This window comes from Pseudomonas spartinae (assembly GCF_965197125.1).
In the GTDB taxonomy this organism is placed as follows: Bacteria; Pseudomonadota; Gammaproteobacteria; order Pseudomonadales; family Pseudomonadaceae; genus Aquipseudomonas; species Aquipseudomonas composti_A.
On sequence record NZ_CBDAMB010000004.1, the window covers coordinates 1 to 17,902 of the forward strand.

General features: G+C 60.7%; 19 protein-coding genes and 1 pseudogene. 5 read left to right on the forward strand and 15 right to left on the reverse strand.

Translation table 11 applies throughout. The annotated features are described in order from the left end of the window. Positions 1 to 257: ATP-binding protein (locus tag ACN8M7_RS10715; RefSeq protein WP_490260752.1), on the forward strand; the 257-nt coding region annotated here is incomplete at its 5' end. A gap of 35 nt (positions 258 to 292) precedes the next feature. Here the strand turns inward: ACN8M7_RS10715 and ACN8M7_RS10720 are convergent. From ACN8M7_RS10720 to ACN8M7_RS10735, 4 genes and pseudogenes are all read right to left on the reverse strand, one after another. Next, positions 293 to 904 (reverse strand): DUF6088 family protein, encoded by a 612-nt coding sequence (locus ACN8M7_RS10720; protein ID WP_224490739.1) that lies wholly within the window; start codon positions 902 to 904, stop codon positions 293 to 295. 201 nt (positions 905 to 1,105) lie between these two features. After that, complete coding sequence (gene recA / locus ACN8M7_RS10725) at positions 1,106 to 2,152, reverse strand: recombinase RecA (RefSeq protein WP_033990946.1); 1,047 nt, start codon at positions 2,150 to 2,152, stop codon at positions 1,106 to 1,108. A gap of 123 nt (positions 2,153 to 2,275) precedes the next feature. Further along, positions 2,276 to 2,773 (reverse strand): annotated as a pseudogene (locus ACN8M7_RS10730) (ATPase domain-containing protein); the annotation flags it as partial. Between the two features lie 87 nt (positions 2,774 to 2,860). After that, the gene (locus ACN8M7_RS10735; RefSeq protein WP_061238121.1) at positions 2,861 to 3,361 is read right to left on the reverse strand and encodes a CinA family protein; all 501 of its coding nucleotides are present in this window, start codon (positions 3,359 to 3,361) and stop codon (positions 2,861 to 2,863) included. A gap of 358 nt (positions 3,362 to 3,719) precedes the next feature. Here ACN8M7_RS10735 and mutS point away from each other — a divergent pair, with 358 nt between their 5' ends. Both mutS and fdxA read left to right on the forward strand, forming a co-directional pair. Continuing rightward, positions 3,720 to 6,287, forward strand: a complete 2,568-nt coding sequence (gene mutS, locus ACN8M7_RS10740; protein WP_490260753.1) for a DNA mismatch repair protein MutS — start codon at positions 3,720 to 3,722, stop codon at positions 6,285 to 6,287. A 139-nt stretch (positions 6,288 to 6,426) separates the two neighbouring features. After that, positions 6,427 to 6,750, forward strand: a complete 324-nt coding sequence (gene fdxA, locus ACN8M7_RS10745; RefSeq protein WP_017678218.1) for a ferredoxin FdxA — start codon at positions 6,427 to 6,429, stop codon at positions 6,748 to 6,750. 449 nt (positions 6,751 to 7,199) lie between these two features. Here fdxA and rpoS read toward each other — a convergent pair whose 3' ends face one another. The 9 genes from rpoS to ACN8M7_RS10790 form a co-directional block, all read right to left on the reverse strand. Next, on the reverse strand, positions 7,200 to 8,207 hold the full coding sequence (rpoS, locus tag ACN8M7_RS10750; RefSeq protein WP_061238123.1) for an RNA polymerase sigma factor RpoS: 1,008 nt from the start codon (positions 8,205 to 8,207) through the stop codon (positions 7,200 to 7,202). A gap of 101 nt (positions 8,208 to 8,308) precedes the next feature. Further along, complete coding sequence (locus tag ACN8M7_RS10755) at positions 8,309 to 9,181, reverse strand: peptidoglycan DD-metalloendopeptidase family protein (protein WP_490260754.1); 873 nt, start codon at positions 9,179 to 9,181, stop codon at positions 8,309 to 8,311. Positions 9,182 to 9,229: 48 nt separating this feature from the next. Beyond that, on the reverse strand, positions 9,230 to 10,168 hold the full coding sequence (locus ACN8M7_RS10760; RefSeq protein ID WP_490260755.1) for a polyprenyl-phosphate transporter: 939 nt from the start codon (positions 10,166 to 10,168) through the stop codon (positions 9,230 to 9,232). Positions 10,169 to 10,193: 25 nt separating this feature from the next. Next, positions 10,194 to 10,829 (reverse strand): protein-L-isoaspartate(D-aspartate) O-methyltransferase, encoded by a 636-nt coding sequence (locus ACN8M7_RS10765; protein WP_197432145.1) that lies wholly within the window; start codon positions 10,827 to 10,829, stop codon positions 10,194 to 10,196. A gap of 38 nt (positions 10,830 to 10,867) precedes the next feature. Next, on the reverse strand, positions 10,868 to 11,617 hold the full coding sequence (gene surE, locus ACN8M7_RS10770) for a 5'/3'-nucleotidase SurE (RefSeq protein ID WP_061238126.1): 750 nt from the start codon (positions 11,615 to 11,617) through the stop codon (positions 10,868 to 10,870). After that, the gene (gene truD / locus ACN8M7_RS10775; protein ID WP_490260756.1) at positions 11,605 to 12,663 is read right to left on the reverse strand and encodes a tRNA pseudouridine(13) synthase TruD; all 1,059 of its coding nucleotides are present in this window, start codon (positions 12,661 to 12,663) and stop codon (positions 11,605 to 11,607) included. The genes surE and truD overlap by 13 nt, the downstream gene beginning before the upstream one ends. Continuing rightward, the gene (gene ispF / locus ACN8M7_RS10780; protein WP_490260757.1) at positions 12,660 to 13,133 is read right to left on the reverse strand and encodes a 2-C-methyl-D-erythritol 2,4-cyclodiphosphate synthase; all 474 of its coding nucleotides are present in this window, start codon (positions 13,131 to 13,133) and stop codon (positions 12,660 to 12,662) included. Before ispF ends, truD begins: the two co-directional genes overlap by 4 nt. Before the next feature lie 75 nt (positions 13,134 to 13,208). Continuing rightward, positions 13,209 to 14,045: an S-formylglutathione hydrolase gene (gene fghA / locus ACN8M7_RS10785; RefSeq protein WP_490260758.1), complete on the reverse strand. Its 837-nt coding sequence runs from the start codon at positions 14,043 to 14,045 to the stop codon at positions 13,209 to 13,211. Between the two features lie 62 nt (positions 14,046 to 14,107). Then, positions 14,108 to 15,220, reverse strand: coding sequence for an S-(hydroxymethyl)glutathione dehydrogenase/class III alcohol dehydrogenase (locus ACN8M7_RS10790; RefSeq protein WP_061238130.1), 1,113 nt, complete (start codon positions 15,218 to 15,220; stop codon positions 14,108 to 14,110). 134 nt (positions 15,221 to 15,354) lie between these two features. Here ACN8M7_RS10790 and ACN8M7_RS10795 point away from each other — a divergent pair, with 134 nt between their 5' ends. Further along, complete coding sequence (locus tag ACN8M7_RS10795) at positions 15,355 to 16,251, forward strand: LysR substrate-binding domain-containing protein (protein ID WP_061238131.1); 897 nt, start codon at positions 15,355 to 15,357, stop codon at positions 16,249 to 16,251. 140 nt (positions 16,252 to 16,391) lie between these two features. Then, a complete protein-coding gene (locus ACN8M7_RS10800; RefSeq protein ID WP_490260759.1) occupies positions 16,392 to 16,715 on the forward strand; it encodes an HPF/RaiA family ribosome-associated protein in 324 nt (107 codons plus the stop codon). 13 nt (positions 16,716 to 16,728) lie between these two features. Here ACN8M7_RS10800 and ispD read toward each other — a convergent pair whose 3' ends face one another. After that, entirely contained in the window at positions 16,729 to 17,427 is a 699-nt protein-coding gene (ispD, locus tag ACN8M7_RS10805; protein WP_490260760.1) for a 2-C-methyl-D-erythritol 4-phosphate cytidylyltransferase, read from the reverse strand. Then, positions 17,424 to 17,702: a cell division protein FtsB gene (ftsB, locus tag ACN8M7_RS10810; RefSeq protein WP_017363771.1), complete on the reverse strand. Its 279-nt coding sequence runs from the start codon at positions 17,700 to 17,702 to the stop codon at positions 17,424 to 17,426. Before ftsB ends, ispD begins: the two co-directional genes overlap by 4 nt. Positions 17,703 to 17,902: the final 200 nt, after the last annotated feature.

Below are 17,902 nucleotides of genomic sequence, written 5' to 3' on the forward strand. Positions count from 1 at the left end.
TTCTGATCCGCGAGACAGAGGACTCCACTACCTTCAGTATCGAGAACCCAGGGGACACAATCAGCTCAGAGCATCTAGAGAAGCTCTTCGACCGTTTTTACCGGGTTGACCCCGCTCGGCGGGAGGGAAGCCCGAGCAACGCCGGGCTCGGACTTGCCATCACCCGGTCCATCATTGAGGCTCACAAAGGCCGCATCTGGTGCACCTCAGCCGCTGGCCTCACGGGCTTTCACATCGAATTGCCCCATTCCAGATGATGCCGGTCTGGCGGTAAGTAGGCTACAGCTAACCGCTAGCCCAACTTAAAAGGGTGGGTGCAACTCGACTGAGCGCAGATTGCACTCGCCATCCAGATAGGCAACGAGCGGTGAGATGACACCAGAGCACCCCATTCGCTCTCGGGTAGTAGTTTATGAAGTTTGGAAACGGCATCCCCCACGCTTGCTTCGCCAACCCAATCCAATGCTCGAATGGCGTCTCCCGCTCCAGTAGCGCCTAGAGCCATCAACCATCGAGGCGCATACCGAATCGATACGGTGGTCTTGCCAACCTGAAGCTCCCTAGAACGTCCGTCGGTTAGAAAGACATAGCCAACTGGAACCTGTGTACTCAGCCCTAATTTATTCGCGGCACGAGCCCCGTGGTCGACCAGCACCTCACCCAGCGCATTAGCCAGCGAGTGGACAACCTTCTCGGGTGCCGGCGGGCGCACGCCGAACCGAGTTTCGACTGCGGCAACATAAATGCCCCGAGCAACGCGAAACAGCTTTCCACCTTCGATCAGGCGAGAGAGTCCTCGCTGCACAGCATGGCGAGAACCATCGAGAGTCAGATCCGCTGCCAAGCTCAGAGAACTGACCAGAACAGTGCCAACAAGCAATGCCCCATTGAAAAAACCTTTCACCCGTTTACTCCTTTTGTTTGGGCATCAAACGTAATTGAATCTCAGAGAGTAGCTGGACGAGAGGCGATCCTGTAAGTCACCTTGATGGGAAAGAAACTTGATGTGGCATCAAGAAAAAGCCTAGCTGGGGAAGCTAGGCTTTATATGGAGTAGAAACTTAACTATAGATTGTCAGCAGCGACCTTATACCGCTACGAGATATCAATAGTCGTCAGCCAGCTCTTCCTGGGCTGCGAGACGTGCAGAGGTTTCAGCCTGTGGCTTAGACATCAACTTGTCGCGAATCATACCTTCCAGCTTGTCCATAGTGGGTTTGTTTTCCAACAGCCACTTGATGGTATTGGCCTTACCTTGACCAATCTTGTTGCCTTCGAAGGAGTACCAGGCGCCGGATTTCTCAACGAAGCTATTAGAAACTGCTAGGTCAACAATCTCGCCGGCTTTGCTAATACCTTGTCCGTAGAGGATCTGGAACTCGGCCTGTCTGAATGGAGCAGCAACTTTGTTCTTGACAACTTTCACGCGGGTTTCGCTGCCGACCACCTCTTCGCCTTCCTTGACCGCACCGGTACGGCGGATGTCCAGGCGCACCGAGGCGTAGAACTTCAGGGCATTACCACCGGTGGTGGTTTCCGGACTGCCGAACATTACGCCGATTTTCATACGGATCTGGTTAATGAAGATACACATAGTGTTGGAGTTCTTCAGGTTACCAGTGATTTTCCTCATCGCCTGCGACATCATTCGAGCGGCAAGGCCAACATGGGAGTCCCCGATCTCGCCTTCGATTTCAGCCTTCGGAACAAGAGCAGCTACGGAGTCGACAACTATAACGTTGACCGCCCCCGAACGAGTCAGAATATCTACGATCTCAAGAGCCTGTTCACCAGTATCTGGCTGCGAGCAAAGAAGATCATCGATATTCACGCCAAGTTTGGCGGCATAGATTGGATCAAGGGCGTGCTCAGCATCGACGAATGCACAAGTCAAACCTTGCCGCTGAGCTTCAGCAATTACGGAAAGGGTCAGTGTGGTTTTACCAGAAGACTCAGGGCCGTAGATCTCAACGATACGACCACGTGGCAAACCACCCACGCCCAGAGCGATGTCCAGGCCAAGAGAACCGGTCGAAACAACATCGATGTCCATTGTGCGGTCGGAGCCGAGCCGCATAATGGCACCCTTACCAAACTGTTTCTCGATCTGAGAAAGAGCCATTTCCAACGCTTTGTTTTTTGCCTGATCCATTCTCACCGACCACTCAGATTAGGATTAATCGAATATTGCTGATTAGCTTAGGGCGTACCCCTTGTGAAGAAGGGAGACCTCCTAAGTGAACCAAAACTACGCTGCGATTCCGAATACTGCATCCTGGAGGCCGACATGCATGTCGCCCATCTCGCCTTCGATCTCGGCCTTGGGTACCAGAGCCGCCACGGAGTCGACGATGATCACGTCGATGGCGTTGGAGCGCACCAGCATATCGGTGATTTCCAGAGCCTGCTCACCGGTGTCCGGCTGCGAGACCAGCAGATCATCGACGTTGACACCGAGCTTGCCGGCATAATCCGGATCCAGCGCGTGCTCCGCATCGACGAAGGCGCAGGTCGCGCCAAGCTTCTGAGCTTCAGCGATGACCGACAGGGTCAGCGTGGTCTTACCAGACGACTCCGGACCGTAGATTTCAACGATACGGCCTTTCGGCAAACCGCCAATACCCAGCGCGATATCCAGGCCCAGCGAACCGGTGGAAATGGCCGGAATTGCCTGACGCTCATGATCGCCCATGCGCATGACTGCGCCCTTGCCGAACTGCTTCTCGATCTGCCCCAGGGCAGCCGCCAAAGCGCGCTTCTTGTTCTCGTCCATTACCATCCTCACGTGTTCAGAAGGGCCTCAGCGGCCGCCAACAACTGTATAAGTAGCCAGTATTATTCCACAGGGCAAGTCGTCCGCCTACCCCATTGCCGGATTTTCCTCTGCCAACAGACGCAGAAGCCCGGCCAGCGCGGCCTCGACCGTTTGTCGGCGCACCTCGTCCCGATTGCCGGTGAACTGCTCACGCACACTGAAGAGACGCTCGCCATCCCCCCAGGCCAGCCACACGGTGCCTACCGGCTTTTCCTGCGAACCACCAGCAGGCCCAGCCACACCACTGACGGCAACCGCGTAACGCGCACCGCTGTGCGCCTGAGCGCCGCGCACCATGGCTTCGACCACCTCCCGGCTAACCGCGCCGACACTGGCGAAAAGCTCCGCGCAGACGCCCAGCTGCTTGGTTTTCTGAGCGTTGGAGTAGGTCACGTAGCCCGCCTCGAACCAGGCAGAGCTCCCCGGTATACGGGTGATCGCTTCGGCGATGCCGCCACCGGTACAGGACTCGGCAGTGGTGACCTGCGCAGCCTTCGCGTTCAAGGCTGCGCCCAGTTGCTCGGCCAGTTGGCTGATTCTATCCATGCCCGCTCCTCACTCATCGGAACGACAAACCCTACACAGCTTGACCTGTCAGTGGAAACGGCAAATTTCGTCTACTGCCATTCAGGACGACGAAACGAAAATAGGCACTGCAGAAAGCCAGCATCATTCCAATCATTCGCGGCATTGCCGAGCAGACCATGCTACTGGCGCTCAATGCCGCCTGGCGATGTGATTCGCGAAATTCGCAGTGAGCCGCAACGCGTGGTCGAAGCCGTGGTCCAGTTCTCGGTGACCTTCAGCGACTGACGGGTAATTGCGTCAGATTCGCAGCCCACCCGAAGGGCGAAGTATGGGAAAATTCCCGGCTTCGTCACACCCACTGCACGTAAGGCCTGGCATGACCGATCTCTCCGCACACACCCCGATGATGCAGCAATACTGGAAGCTGAAGAACCAGCACCCGGATCAGTTGATGTTCTATCGCATGGGTGACTTCTACGAGATTTTCTACGAAGACGCGAAGAAGGCAGCCAAGCTGCTGGACATCACCCTGACCGCACGCGGCCAGTCGGCTGGCCAATCGATTCCCATGTGCGGCATCCCTTTCCATTCGGTCGAGGGTTACCTGGCCAAGCTGGTCAAGCTTGGCGAGTCGGTGGTGATCTGCGAACAGATCGGCGACCCGGCCACCAGCAAGGGTCCGGTGGAGCGCCAGGTGGTGCGCATCATCACCCCTGGCACCATCAGCGACGAGGCGCTGCTCGACGAGCACCGCGACAACCTGCTGGCCGCCGTGCTGGGCGATGAACGTCTGTTCGGCCTGGCCGTGCTGGACATCACCAGCGGCCGCTTCAGCGTGCAGGAAATCAAGGGCTGGGAAAATCTGCTGGCCGAACTGGAACGCCTGAACCCCGCCGAACTGCTGATCCCGGATGATTGGCCACAGGGCCTGCCCGCCGAGAAGCGCAAGGGTTCGCGCCGCCGCGCCCCTTGGGACTTCGAGCGCGACAGCGCCTTCAAGAGCCTGTGCCAGCAGTTCGGCACCCAGGATCTGAAAGGCTTCGGTTGCGAGAACCTGACCTTGGCCATTGGCGCCGCCGGCTGCCTGCTCGGTTACGCCAAGGAAACCCAGCGTACTGCCCTGCCCCACCTGCGCAGCCTGCGCCACGAGCGCCTGGACGACACGGTGATTCTGGACGGCGCCAGCCGTCGCAACCTGGAGTTGGACATCAACCTTGCCGGTGGTCGCGACAATACCCTGCAGTCGGTGGTGGATCGCTGCCAGACCGCCATGGCCAGCCGCCTGCTGGGTCGCTGGCTGAACCGCCCGCTGCGTGATCGCGCAGTCTTGGAAGCACGTCAGGACGCCATCGCCTGCCTGCTCGATGGCTACCGCTTCGAAACGCTGCAACCGCAGCTCAAGGAAATCGGCGACCTGGAGCGCATCCTCGCTCGCATCGGCCTGCGCAATGCCCGCCCACGTGACCTGGCTCGCCTGCGTGACGCTCTCGCCGCGCTGCCCGAGCTGCAGCAGGCGATGGCAGCGCTGGACATACCGCACCTGCAACAGCTGGCCAGTACCATCGCCACTTATCCGGAACTGGCCGACCTGCTGGCCCGCGCCATCATCGACAATCCGCCGGCAGTGATTCGTGACGGCGGCGTGCTCAAGACCGGCTACGACGCCGAGCTGGACGAACTGCAGGCGATGAGCGAGAACGCCGGGCAGTTCCTCATGGACCTGGAAGCCCGCGAAAAAGCCCGTACCGGTCTGGCCAACCTCAAGGTGGGCTACAACCGCGTACACGGCTACTTCATCGAGCTGCCGACCAAGCAGGCCGAATCGGCGCCAGCCGACTACATCCGCCGGCAGACCCTCAAGGGTGCCGAGCGCTTCATCACCCCCGAGTTGAAAGAATTCGAAGACAAGGCGCTGTCAGCCAAGAGCCGTGCCCTGGCACGCGAGAAGATGCTTTACGACGAGCTGCTCGAGCGCCTGATCGGACATCTGGCGCCGCTGCAGGACAGTGCCTCGGCGCTGGCCGAACTGGACGTGCTGAGCAACCTGGCCGAGCGCGCGCTGAACCTCGACCTGAATCGCCCGCGCTTCGTCGACGAGCCCTGCATGCGCATCGACCAGGGCCGCCACCCGGTGGTCGAACAGGTGCTGACCACGCCCTTCGTGGCCAACGACCTGGACCTCGACGATAACCGCCGCATGCTGGTCATCACCGGCCCGAACATGGGCGGTAAATCCACCTACATGCGTCAGACTGCACTGATCGTGCTGCTGGCCCATATCGGCAGCTTCGTCCCGGCCGCAGCCTGCGAGCTGTCGCTGGTCGACCGCATCTTCACCCGTATCGGTTCGAGCGATGACCTCGCTGGCGGTCGCTCCACCTTCATGGTGGAAATGAGCGAAACCGCCAATATCCTGCACAACGCCAGCGAACGCAGCCTGGTACTGATGGACGAGGTCGGCCGTGGCACCAGCACCTTCGACGGCCTGTCACTGGCCTGGTCGGCAGCCGAACACCTGGCCCACCTGCGCGCCTTCACGCTGTTCGCCACCCACTATTTCGAGCTGACCGTGCTCCCCGAAAGCGAACCTGTAGTGGCCAACGTGCACCTCTCGGCGACCGAGCACAACGAGCGCATCGTCTTTCTCCACCACGTGCAACCCGGCCCGGCGAGCCAGAGCTATGGCCTGGCCGTGGCGCAACTGGCCGGCGTGCCTGGCACGGTGATCAGCCGTGCGCGCGAGCACCTGGCGCGCCTGGAGGCTACCAGCCTGCCGCACGAGCTGCCCCGCCAGGAGCCCGGTAAACCGCAGGCGCCGATGCAGAGCGACCTGTTCGCCAGCGTGCCGCACCCGCTGCTGGAGCAATTGGGCAAGATCAATCCGGATGATCTGACTCCGCGCAAAGCGCTGGAGCTGTTATATACATGGAAGACGCAGATCTAACGCTCAATACAACAAACTGCTAGAATCGCGCGCAATTTTACGACCGCCCGGTTTACAGCCTGAGCCGCGGCCACAGACAGAGCGCCTGGCAGCCCTTCAGAGAAAGGGCCCAGAACGCCGCCCGAGGAGAGAATCAGACATGACCTTCGTCGTCACCGACAACTGCATCAAGTGTAAATATACCGACTGTGTGGAAGTCTGCCCGGTGGACTGCTTCTACGAAGGCCCGAACTTCCTGGTCATTCACCCGGACGAGTGCATTGATTGCGCCCTGTGCGAGCCGGAATGCCCTGCCCAGGCGATCTTCTCGGAAGATGAAGTACCGGAAGATCAACAGGAGTTCATCGAGTTGAACGCCGACCTGGCGGAAGTGTGGCCGAACATCACCGAGAAGAAAGAAGCACTGCCGGACGCCGAAGAGTGGGATGGCGTGAAGGACAAGCTGCAGCATCTGGAGCGCTGAGTTCGCCCAGAAACACAAAGACCCGCCAAGTGCGGGTCTTTTACTTTCAGGCGCTCACACTGCTCGGCAAGCTTGCAATCTTGGATGGCGGGCAAAAAAAAGGGGCGGCTCACGCCGCCCACTTTTATTCCCTAGTCCCTTTGTTTCCCAACTCATCGTCCTGATGAATCGCTTCTTGCGATGTTCCTGATCATCATCCTGATGACCTGTGCTTGTCCCTGAGCACGGTTGTGATATTAGCCGTTCCAAACAGCGGCACAACCCGCCAATTCTCGCCCAGCAGGCGAGCATTAATTTTTTAAAATCTTTACAAAACAACAACTTAATAAAAAAACCAGTGAAAACTCTGGGTTTTCACAACAAACACTGACAGCTCCTGTAAGCGATGACTTACATCAAGGCGCATAAAAAACCCGGCCGGAGCCGGGTTCGTGATCGAGGCGATCACCTCACTGGAACAAGGCGTCGCTGGACAAGCCGTTCTTCTCGAGGATCTCCCGCAAACGCTTGAGCGCCTCAACCTGAATCTGCCGTACTCGTTCGCGAGTCAGGCCGATCTCCTGGCCAACCTCTTCCAGGGTACAGCTCTCATGACCGCGTAAGCCGAAGCGACGCACGACGACTTCACGCTGCTTGTCGGTCAGGTCGGAGAGCCACTGATCGATGCTCTGCGACAGGTCATCGTCCTGCAACAGCTCGCAAGGATCGGTCGGGCGATCATCGGTCAGGGTATCGAGCAGCGTCTTGTCCGAGTCCGGACCGAGCGAAACGTCCACCGAAGACACCCGCTCGTTGAGACCGAGCATGCGTTTGACCTCACCCACCGGTTTCTCCAGCAGGTTGGCTATCTCTTCCGCTGAAGGCTCATGGTCGAGCTTCTGGGTCAGTTCACGCGCCGCGCGCAGGTAAACATTGAGTTCTTTGACCACATGAATCGGCAAACGGATGGTTCGCGTCTGGTTCATGATGGCGCGTTCGATGGTCTGGCGAATCCACCAGGTTGCGTAAGTCGAGAAACGGAACCCCCGCTCCGGATCGAATTTTTCCACGGCGCGAATCAAGCCGAGGTTGCCCTCCTCGATCAGATCGAGCAGAGAAAGACCACGATTGACGTAACGCCTGGCGATCTTCACGACCAGACGCAGGTTGCTCTCGATCATGCGCTTGCGCCCGGCAGGATCGCCCTTCTGCGCCAGACGCGCGAAGTGCACTTCCTCTTCGGGAGTGAGCAAAGGAGAGAAACCGATTTCGTTGAGGTAGAGCTGAGTGGCGTCTAGCGCCCGGGTGTAGTCGATGTATTTGTGCTGCTTGGAGGGGGTGGCGTTCTTGGCCTTGGTACGTGCGACCGGTGCTTCCACCTTATCGCCCGGAACCTCGCCGAATACGATGCCAGGCTCCATGAGGAGCAGTTCATCGTCGACGTCAAACTCCGGCGCTTCTTTTTTGATGAGAGCCATTGTTGTTGTCCCTAGCTGAGTTCGACAACAGACTCTGGCTGAACCGTCCTGGCCATACCTGAGCCCGTCCCACCTACGTGATGGAATGAGTCAGCGGCGGATCAACGACGTGGCAGATATTGCAGCGGATCGACAGGTTTACCTTGGCGGCGAATCTCGAAGTGCAGTTTCACCCGGTCGGCCCCTGTGGACCCCATCTCGGCAATGCTTTGCCCGGCTTTGACCTGCTGCCCCTCCCGTACCAACAACCTGCGGTTATGACCGTAGGCACTTACGTAGGTATCGCTGTGCTTGATGATGATCAACTCGCCGTAGCCCCGCAAACCACTCCCGGCGTACACCACTGAACCATCAGACGCAGCTAAAACAGGCTGTCCTAATTCCCCCGCGATATCAATGCCTTTATTCAAACTACCGTTTGAGGAGAATCGACTGATCACCGCGCCCTGAGTGGGCCATGACCAGCCACTGGCAGAGCGGCTCACCGGCGTCACCGGTGTGGTCGCCGGCGTGTTGGTTACGGGCGGGCGGGCCGGCTGCGTAGCAGGCGGCGCTGTCACAGCAACGGGCGGACGATTGGGCACCGGCCGGGTGACTACAGGTGAAGTGGCAGGGGTCGAGGCAACTGGGCGGCTGCTGGCTACCGGCCGGTTGTCGAAACGAATCGCCTGACCAACTCGGATCACGTAAGGATCGCGCAGGCCGTTATGAGCAGCCAGCGCCTTCCAGTCCCAGCCGAAACGAAATGCAATGGAATAGAGCGTATCGCCACGCTGTACCACATAGTGGCCGCTGCGCACGGGCTGACGCTGTATCACCGGAGCACGCCCCTGGTTCTGCCCGCGCTCGACCACCTGCACACCACCTGGAGGCGAGCTTGCGCAGCCGACCAGGGCGCAGGCAGCAAGCATCGCCAGAGGCAGGCGAACGGCTGCTACTGCGCGGACTAGCACGTGAAGGACGCTCCAACTCACCCAACTGCTCCCTGAATGATTCCGAGTAAGACGTCTATTGTGCCGTATTTATTCACTGCGGCCAGTATCGACCGGCCGACGACTTGCCAACCACTCCAGACCCAATACCAGAACGACACCGCCGATTGCCAGCGCCACGGCAAACATCACCTGCGGATCCTGGCCACTGACTTCGGCAAAATGCCCCGGCAGAAGATTGCTTTCCAGCAATGGCACCTGCTCGCCTTTGCTGTCGATACGCCAGCTCAGGGTTTCTTTCCAGGGCCATACCTTGTTCAGCGAACCCAGCATCAGGCCGGTCAGAAACGCCAGGCTCAGATCGCGCCAGCGTGAAAGCAGCCAGCTGAGTAGGCGAGCGAAGCTGAGAATACCCACCAGACAGCCACTGGCGAACACCGCCAGGACCAGCAGATTGAAGTCCTTCACGGCCCCCAGCACCACCGAATACAGGCCCAGCAGCAGCAGAATGAAGCTACCCGAAATACCCGGCAGGATCATCGCGCAGATGGCGATGGCTCCCGCCAGGAACAGGGTCGGCAGATCGCTGCCCCACTGCATGGGCGCTGCGACGGTGATCCAGTAAGCGAAAGCCAGGCCGAGCACGAAGCTCAGCGCCCGGCTCCAGTTCCAGCGGTTGATTTCCCGCCCAACCAGGTAGGCGGACACCAGAATCAGGCCAAAGAAGAACGACCACACCGGAATCGGGTGGTGGTGCAGCAGATATGTGATCAGACGCGCGAGCGTGAGAACGCTGGTGAGGATGCCGCACAGCAGCACCAGCAGAAAGGTCGCGTTGGCCATCTGCCAGGCGTCCTTGATGCGACCGCGCAGCAGCAGCAGGAACGCTTCGGGAACATGAGCGATGGAGCGCAGCAATTCGTCGTAGATGCCGCTGATGAAAGCGATGGTGCCTCCGGAAACGCCGGGCACGACATCCGCAGCGCCCATGGCCAGGCCCTTGGCATAGAGCAGAAAATGTTTCTTCATGGATCCTTCCAGATCGATAGAGCGATCAGGCCAAAGGCCCGTTGAGTAGCGGTACGAAGCGCACGGCATCGAGGATGTGGCGGGAAAAACCATCCTCTTCACGAATGATCAGCAGCAGTTGCTGGACATCGCCGCTACCGACCGGAATGACCAGGCGCCCACCGGGGGCCAGTTGGTCGAGCAAGGCCTGCGGCACCTGCGCTGCGGCAGCCGTGACGATGATGCCGTTGTAAGGGCCGAGTGCGTTCCAGCCTTCCCAGCCATCACCCCAGCGAAAGACCACGTTGCGCAGCTTGAGTTCGACCAGGCGCTCCTTGGCGCGATCCTGCAGCACCTGTATGCGCTCCACCGAGAACACCCGCTCGACCAGCTGCGCTAGCACGGCAGTCTGGTAACCGGAACCGGTGCCAATCTCCAGCACCTTGTCCAGCGGGCCGGCGGCCAGCAGCAGCTCGGTCATGCGACCGACCATGTACGGCTGGGAAATGGTCTGGTTATGGCCGATGGGCAGCGCGGTGTCTTCGTAAGCGCGATGGGCCAGCGCCTCATCGACGAACAGATGACGCGGTGTACGGCGGATCACTTCCAGCACCCGCGCGTTGGACAGCCCTTCCTCGTAGAGGCGCTGAATCAATCGTTCACGGGTACGCTGCGAGGTCATGCCGATCCCGCTGCGCTGCATGTCGTCCTGTCCACGCATCAGAAGATACCCTCCAACCAGCCATCCATAGTTTCAAGGGCCTCATTGAACGTGCGATCGAGCCGTAGCGGCGTGATCGATACATAACCCTGCATCACAGCATGAAAATCGGTGCCCTGGCTGCCGTCCTCGACATCCCCGGCCGCCGCGATCCAGTAACCTTCCTTGCCGCGCGGGTTGACCACCTTGACCGGCGCCGCAGCGCGGGCACGATGGCCCAGGCGGGTCAGTTGCACGCCACGAATATGCTCCAGCGGCAGGTTCGGCACATTGACGTTGAGCACCGTACGCGGTGGCAACTCCAGGGTCGCATGCGCCTCGACTAGCTTGCGCGCAAAATAGGCAGCGGTGGGCAGGTTGTCGGGCAGGCGCGAAAGTAACGAAAAGGCGAACGCCGGCTTGCTCAGAAAGCGACCTTCCAGCGCTGCGGCAACGGTACCGGAATAGAGCACGTCATCGCCCAGATTGGCGCCCAGGTTGATGCCTGAGACGACCATATCCGGCGTCTGCTCGAGCAAGCCATTAAGGCCCAGGTGCACACAGTCGGTCGGCGTACCATTGAGGCTGATGTAACCGTTGGCCAAGGCCATCGGGTGAAGCGGACGATCGAGCGTCAGCGCACTGCTGGCACCGCTCTTGTCTTCGGCAGGCGCGATCACCACACACTCGGCGTAGTCAGCCAGAGCCTGGTGCAACGCAGCGATACCGGGGGCGTTCACCCCATCGTCGTTGGAAATCAGAATTCGCATGGAGTATCCGTCTGCCCTGCTGGCACCAGATCGAGCAGTTCGCGCACCACCACGGTGGCGAAACACCCGGCCGGCAGGACGAATGCAAGTTGCAGAATATCGGGCTCGGGATAATGCCATGACAGGCCGCCAATGGGGAGGCGCAGAATTCGCCGTTCGTGCTCCATGTCCGCCTTGATCAACCATTGCACCAGTTGCGCAGCCTCATCGGCCACGCTTTGCTCAAGCTGCTGGGTCTGACCTGCAGTCGGCAAAGGCCCGTCGCCCCACAGCGGACCGGTCGGATGCAGATCGAGAATAGCCAGGCGTGGGTCAATGCACTCGGCCTCGCCGGCCATGAAGAAGCTGCGACTGCCGGCGAAAGCCAGCAGGTCACCGATCTGCGCCTGGTTCCAGGTGCCGGCAGCCACGCGCCTGGCCAGTACCTGGTTGAACAGGTAGCTGCGTGCCGAGGAAAGCAGGCGCGAGCGCAGGTTGCGTTGCACCGGCAGCTCTAGCCGTGAGGCGAAGTCACGTGCCTGCTCGACATTGCCGCCATCGAAGCCGAAGCGCTGCAAGCCGAAATAATTGGGCACGCCTTGTTCGGCGATACGCTGCAGGCGTTGCTCCAGTGCATCGCGATCCGCGTCCAGGGCAGTCAGGCGCAAGGTGAAGCCATTGGCAGCATGAGCGCCACGCTGCAGCTTGCGGTTGTGCCGCTGACTGCTGAGAACAGCCAGGTCATCGCCCTGCGCTGCAGCCAGATCGGGATCGGCCTTGCCCGGCAGATGCAGGCTGAACCACTGCCGAGTCAGCGCCTGACGATCCTTGAGCCCGGCGTAGCTGACAGCCTTGAGCGGCAGACCGGCAGCGCGGGCGATACGTCGGGCAGCCTCCTCGGTATTCAGGCCACGTTTTTCCACCCACAACCAGAGGTGCTCGCCCTGGCCGGTAAGCGGAATGTCCAACACTTCGTCAACCTGGAAATCCTCGGCCGTGGCCTTGAGCACCGCACGCCCACAGGCCTCGCCATGGGCGCGCGGCCCCAGCAGTTGCAGCTCGTTCATGCCTTGGCCAGCAGGGTCACGGCATGCACCGCGATACCCTCCTCGCGCCCGGTGAAACCGAGCTTCTCGGTGGTGGTGGCCTTGACGTTGACCTGATCCAACTCGACACCCAGATCCTCGGCGATGCGCTCGCGCATGCTCTGGATATGCGGCGCCATCTTCGGTGCCTGGGCAATGATGGTTGCGTCGACATTACCCACCGCGTACCCCTTGGCGCGCACCAGCCCCATTACATGGCGCAGCAGCACACGGCTGTCGGCGCCCTTGAAGGTCGGATCGGTATCGGGGAAGTGCTTGCCGATATCGCCCAGCGCCACCGCACCGAGCAGGGCATCGCTCAGGGCATGCAGCAGTACGTCGCCATCGGAATGGGCGACAAGACCGAATTTATGGGGAATCCGCACGCCGCCGAGGGTGATGAAATCACCTTCGCCGAAGCGGTGTACGTCATAACCATGACCGATACGCATAAAGAACAACGCCCTGAAAAAGTCAGGGCGTGATTCTACATGCACCGGCACCACCTGGGGTGCGCGTTGCGCACCTTACGCCAGAGCATCCGCGTGGTGGCGCAGGTGATCATCGATGAAGCTGGCGATGAAGTAGTAGCTGTGGTCATAGCCTGGCTGCATACGCAGCGTCAGCGGGTGACCGGCAGCCTTGGCAGCAGCCTGCAACGCCTGTGGCTTGAGCTGCCCCTCGAGGAAATCGTCGCGATCCCCCTGATCCACCAGAATCGGCAACTTTTCGCTGGCCTCGGCCATCAGCACGCTGGCATCCCACTCACGCCAGCGCGAACGCTCTTCACCCAGATACAGTGAAAGCGCTTTCTCGCCCCACGGACAGTTCATCGGATTGCTGATCGGCGCGAAGGCCGATACCGACTGATAGCGCCCCGGATTCTTCAGCGCGCAGATCAGCGCCCCGTGACCACCCATGGAGTGACCGCAGATACCGCGCTTGTCCGAAACCGGGAAGTTGGCCTCGATCAACGCCGGCAACTCCTGCACCACATAGTCATACATGCGGTAGTGACGCGCGAAAGGCTCCTGAGTCGCGTTGACATAGAAGCCGGCACCCAGACCGAAGTCATAGGCGCCGTTGGCGTCGTCGGCCACGCCTTCGCCACGCGGACTGGTGTCCGGCGCAACGATGATCAGCCCCAGTTCAGCAGCCATGCGCTGGGCACCGGCCTTCTGCATGAAGTTCTCATCGGTGCAGGTCAGGCCACTGAGCCAGTACAGCACCGGCAGCTTGCCGCCCTGCTCGGCCTGCGGTGGCAGATAGACGGCGAAGACCATATCGCAATTGAGGGTGGTGGAACGATGACGATAACGCTTGTGCCAGCCGCCGAAGCTCTTCTGGCAGGAAATGTTTTCCATGAAACCTCCCGCGAAAGAGGAAACTGCGGCCCGGGGCATCAGGCCCCGGGCGCGTCAGTGACTCAGAAGTGAATGACGGTACGGATGCTCTTGCCTTCGTGCATCAGCTCGAACGCTTCGTTGATCTCGTCCAGGCCCATGTTGTGGGTGATGAAGGTGTCCAGCGGAATCTCGCCCTTCTGCGACTTCTCGACATAGCTCGGCAGCTCGCTGCGGCCTTTCACGCCACCGAAGGCGCTGCCGCGCCAGACGCGCCCAGTGACCAGCTGGAACGGACGGGTGCTGATCTCGGCACCGGCCGGCGCCACGCCAATGATGGTCGACTCGCCCCAGCCCTTGTGGCAGCACTCCAGAGCCGCACGCATCAGTTGCACGTTGCCGATGCACTCGAAGCTGTAGTCGACGCCGCCATCGGTCATCTCGACGATGACGTCCTGAATCGGCTTGCTGTGCTCTTTCGGGTTGACGAAGTCGGTCACGCCCAGCTCGCGGGCAACCGCTTCCTTGGCCGGATTGATGTCGATGCCGATGATGCGCGAGGCCTTGGCCATCTTCGCACCGATGATCGCCGCCAGGCCGATGCCGCCCAGACCGAAGATGGCCACGGTCGCGCCCTCTTCCACCTTGGCAGTGTTGAGCACGGCGCCGATACCGGTGGTCACACCGCAACCGAGCAGGCAGACCTTGTCCAGCGGAGCTTCTTTGGGGATCACGGCAACCGAGACTTCCGGCAACACGGTGTACTCGGAGAAGGTCGAGCACCCCATGTAGTGGTAGACCGGCTCACCGTTGTAGCTGAAGCGGCTGGTGCCGTCCGGCATCAGGCCCTTGCCCTGGGTGGCACGCACCGAGCTGCACAGGTTGGTCTTGCCGGATTTGCAGAATTTGCACTCGCCGCACTCGGCGGTGTACAGCGGGATCACGTGGTCACCGACCTTTACCGAGGTCACGCCCTCGCCGACAGCCTCGACGATACCGCCACCCTCGTGACCCAGCACGCAGGGGAACACACCTTCGGAGTCCTGACCGGACAGGGTGTAAGCGTCTGTATGGCAGACACCGGTAGCGACGATGCGCACCAGCACCTCGCCAGCCTTCGGCGGCTCGACATCGATCTCGACGATCTTCAGCGGCTCGTTAGGAGCGAAAGCGACGGCAGCACGGGACTTGATCATGAAAGCTCTCCTGAGCGTTACGAAAGTGCCAAGTAGTCTAGGTCAAGGCAACGCGGAGATAATCAGCCAAATATCAAAACATTATTGCAGCACAGGGATAATATGCACTGCCACGAATGCCAGAGGAGAACGCCATGAGTCGCTGGGAAGGACTCGACGAGTTCGTCGCGGTCGCCGAATGCGGCCAGTTCAGTGCCGCCGCCGAGCGCCTGGGCCTGTCTACCTCACAGGTGAGTCGTCAGGTGGCGCGACTGGAAGACCGGCTGCAAAGTCGCCTGTTCTATCGCAGCACACGCCGTGTGGCCCTGACCGAGGCCGGTGAACTGTTCCTGCAGCACTGCCAGCGCCTGCAGGATGCGCGTGAAGAGGCATTGCGAGCGGTCGGCGACCTCGGAGCTGAACCCAAGGGCCTGCTGCGCATGACCTGCGCGGTGGCCTACGGCGAGCGCTTCATCGTACCGCTGGTGAATGACTTCATGGCCCGCCACCCGCAGTTGCGCGTCGAGATCGAACTGTCCAACCGTCAACTGGATCTGCTGCACGAAGGCCTCGACCTGGCCATCCGCCTCGGCCGCCTGCAGGACTCGCGACTGATGGCGGCGCGCCTGGCACCGCGCGAGATGTACCTGTGCGCCGCCCCCGAGTACCTGCAGCGCTATGGCCGTCCGCACTCGCTGTCGGAGCTGGCCCGCCATAACTGCCTGATCGGCAGCAGCGAGCATTGGAGCTTTGCCGAGAACGGCCGCGAAACCCAGGTACGGGTCCAAGGCAACTGGCGCTGCAACAGCGGCCAGGCGGTACTCGACGCAGCCCTGCGTGGATTCGGCCTGTGCCAGTTGCCGGACTATTACGTACTGGAACACCTGCGCAGCGGCCGGCTGACCTCCCTGCTGGAACAGCACCGCCCACCCAATACAGCGGTCTGGGCGATCTACCCACAACAACGCCATCTCTCGCCAAAGGTGCGTCAGTTGATCGACTCGCTGCGCCTGGGTCTGAGCCAACGCGCCGAATACCTCGATCCGAGCTGACGCCCTGCAACAACCTTGTCACTCAACTGAACGGTCACGGAATGTCACAAGCCGGGGCGAAACTTGAGCCAGGCCGCCGCGTCACAACCAATGCCCCGCCGAACGGGGCCTCACGAACTCAGCAGCATGAGGAAATGGTTATGCAGGTTCTGGTCAACAGCGGTAAGCACGTCGCCTCGTCGATGACCTTCAAGGAGGACATCAGCACCCGCGTCCGCGAAAAGCTCCAACGCTACGAGGATCGCCTCACCCGCATCGAAGTCCACCTTTCCGACGAGAACGCGCTCAAGAGCGGCCCCCAGGACAAACGCTGCAAGGTCGAGGCACGGATGAAAGGCCGTGACCCGCTGACGGTGTCACACGATGCCGAAGAACTTCATCAAGCCATAGAAGGCGCCATGAACAAGCTGACCAACGCGCTGGATCGCAACCTTGGCAAGGACGCAAAACGCTGGACGCACTGAGGTCGGAACGGACTCAATGGCCGTTCGGCCATAGCGACTGCAGATAGTGCAGATCTTCCGGGCGGGTGACCTTGAGGTTGTCCGCCCGGCCCTCGATCAGACGTGGCGCCAGCCCCACCCACTCCATGGCAGAGGCCTCATCGGTGATCGCCACCTGCGCCTGCAGGGCCTGAGTCAACGCGCGATGCAGAGCCCCGAGGCGGAACATCTGCGGCGTGTAGGCCTGCCAGATCACGCTGCGATCCACTGTCTGCGCCACGCGGCCATCCGCTCCGGCACGCTTGAGCGTATCGCGCGCCGGCACCGCCAGCAGACCGCCGACAGGGTCATCGGCCAGATTGTCCAACAGACGATTCAGGTCATCCCTGGCCAGATTGGGACGTGCGGCGTCATGCACCAGCACCCAGTCCTCGGCGCCTGCGCCCTCGGCCAGCAGCGCCTGCAACCCTGCCAATACCGAATCGGCTCGCTCGCGCCCACCAGGCGCGCGACGTACACGCGGGTCGCTGGCAACCGGGAGTTGCGGCCAGAACGGATCGTCCACCGCCACGCACACCGTGGCGCCCAGCAGGCCGGGGTGATCGAGGAAGCAATGCAGGCTGTGTTCAAGAATGCAGCGACCTGCGATCTGCAGGTACTGCTTGGGGCGGTCGGCAGCCATTCGCGCACCGACGCCAGCAGCTGGAATCACCAGCCAGAACCTGGTGCTCATTCGGTCAGCAGATAGAGGGTTTCACCCTCTTTGAGCATGCCCAGCTCCTGACGCGCACGCTCTTCCACGGTTTCCATACCGCGCTTGAGCTCCATCACCTCGGCCTCGAGGATCCGGTTACGCTCCAGCAGGCGCTCGTTCTCGCCTTGCTGCTCGGCAATCTGCTGCTGCAGGCGACTCACCTGGGCAAGGCTGCCCTCGCCGACCCACAGGCGATACTGCAGCCCGGCCAGCAACAGGATCAGCACGATAAACAGCCAGTACGGACTACGCATGGAGCGACTCGCAGATTGAGTAATCGGCATGGTAGGGGCTGCGTTCATGCTTGAAAAGAAGCCGGCTGATGAGTGACATGGGGTTTCAGTACCTGCATCCGTGCAATGGTTCCCAGAGATCGACGAAGCGTCCACGAAAAAGGCCATATCGGCAACGGCGCAAGGTTTGCAGGAGCGGCTTGAGCCGCGAAAGATCGCGG

Coding starts and splice junctions, on each gene's coding strand:
- recA (WP_033990946.1), bottom strand. CDS start 2,152: ATGGATCAGGCAAAAAACAAAGCGTTGGAAATGGCTCTTTCTCAGATC.
- ACN8M7_RS10735 (WP_061238121.1), bottom strand. CDS start 3,361: ATGGATAGAATCAGCCAACTGGCCGAGCAACTGGGCGCAGCCTTGAAC.
- mutS (WP_490260753.1), top strand. CDS start 3,720: ATGACCGATCTCTCCGCACACACCCCGATGATGCAGCAATACTGGAAG.
- fdxA (WP_017678218.1), top strand. CDS start 6,427: ATGACCTTCGTCGTCACCGACAACTGCATCAAGTGTAAATATACCGAC.
- rpoS (WP_061238123.1), bottom strand. CDS start 8,207: ATGGCTCTCATCAAAAAAGAAGCGCCGGAGTTTGACGTCGACGATGAA.
- ACN8M7_RS10760 (WP_490260755.1), bottom strand. CDS start 10,168: ATGAAGAAACATTTTCTGCTCTATGCCAAGGGCCTGGCCATGGGCGCT.
- ACN8M7_RS10765 (WP_197432145.1), bottom strand. CDS start 10,829: ATGACCTCGCAGCGTACCCGTGAACGATTGATTCAGCGCCTCTACGAG.
- surE (WP_061238126.1), bottom strand. CDS start 11,617: ATGCGAATTCTGATTTCCAACGACGATGGGGTGAACGCCCCCGGTATC.
- truD (WP_490260756.1), bottom strand. CDS start 12,663: ATGAACGAGCTGCAACTGCTGGGGCCGCGCGCCCATGGCGAGGCCTGT.
- ispF (WP_490260757.1), bottom strand. CDS start 13,133: ATGCGTATCGGTCATGGTTATGACGTACACCGCTTCGGCGAAGGTGAT.
- fghA (WP_490260758.1), bottom strand. CDS start 14,045: ATGGAAAACATTTCCTGCCAGAAGAGCTTCGGCGGCTGGCACAAGCGT.
- ACN8M7_RS10790 (WP_061238130.1), bottom strand. CDS start 15,220: ATGATCAAGTCCCGTGCTGCCGTCGCTTTCGCTCCTAACGAGCCGCTG.
- ACN8M7_RS10795 (WP_061238131.1), top strand. CDS start 15,355: ATGAGTCGCTGGGAAGGACTCGACGAGTTCGTCGCGGTCGCCGAATGC.
- ACN8M7_RS10800 (WP_490260759.1), top strand. CDS start 16,392: ATGCAGGTTCTGGTCAACAGCGGTAAGCACGTCGCCTCGTCGATGACC.
- ispD (WP_490260760.1), bottom strand. CDS start 17,427: ATGAGCACCAGGTTCTGGCTGGTGATTCCAGCTGCTGGCGTCGGTGCG.
- ftsB (WP_017363771.1), bottom strand. CDS start 17,702: ATGCGTAGTCCGTACTGGCTGTTTATCGTGCTGATCCTGTTGCTGGCC.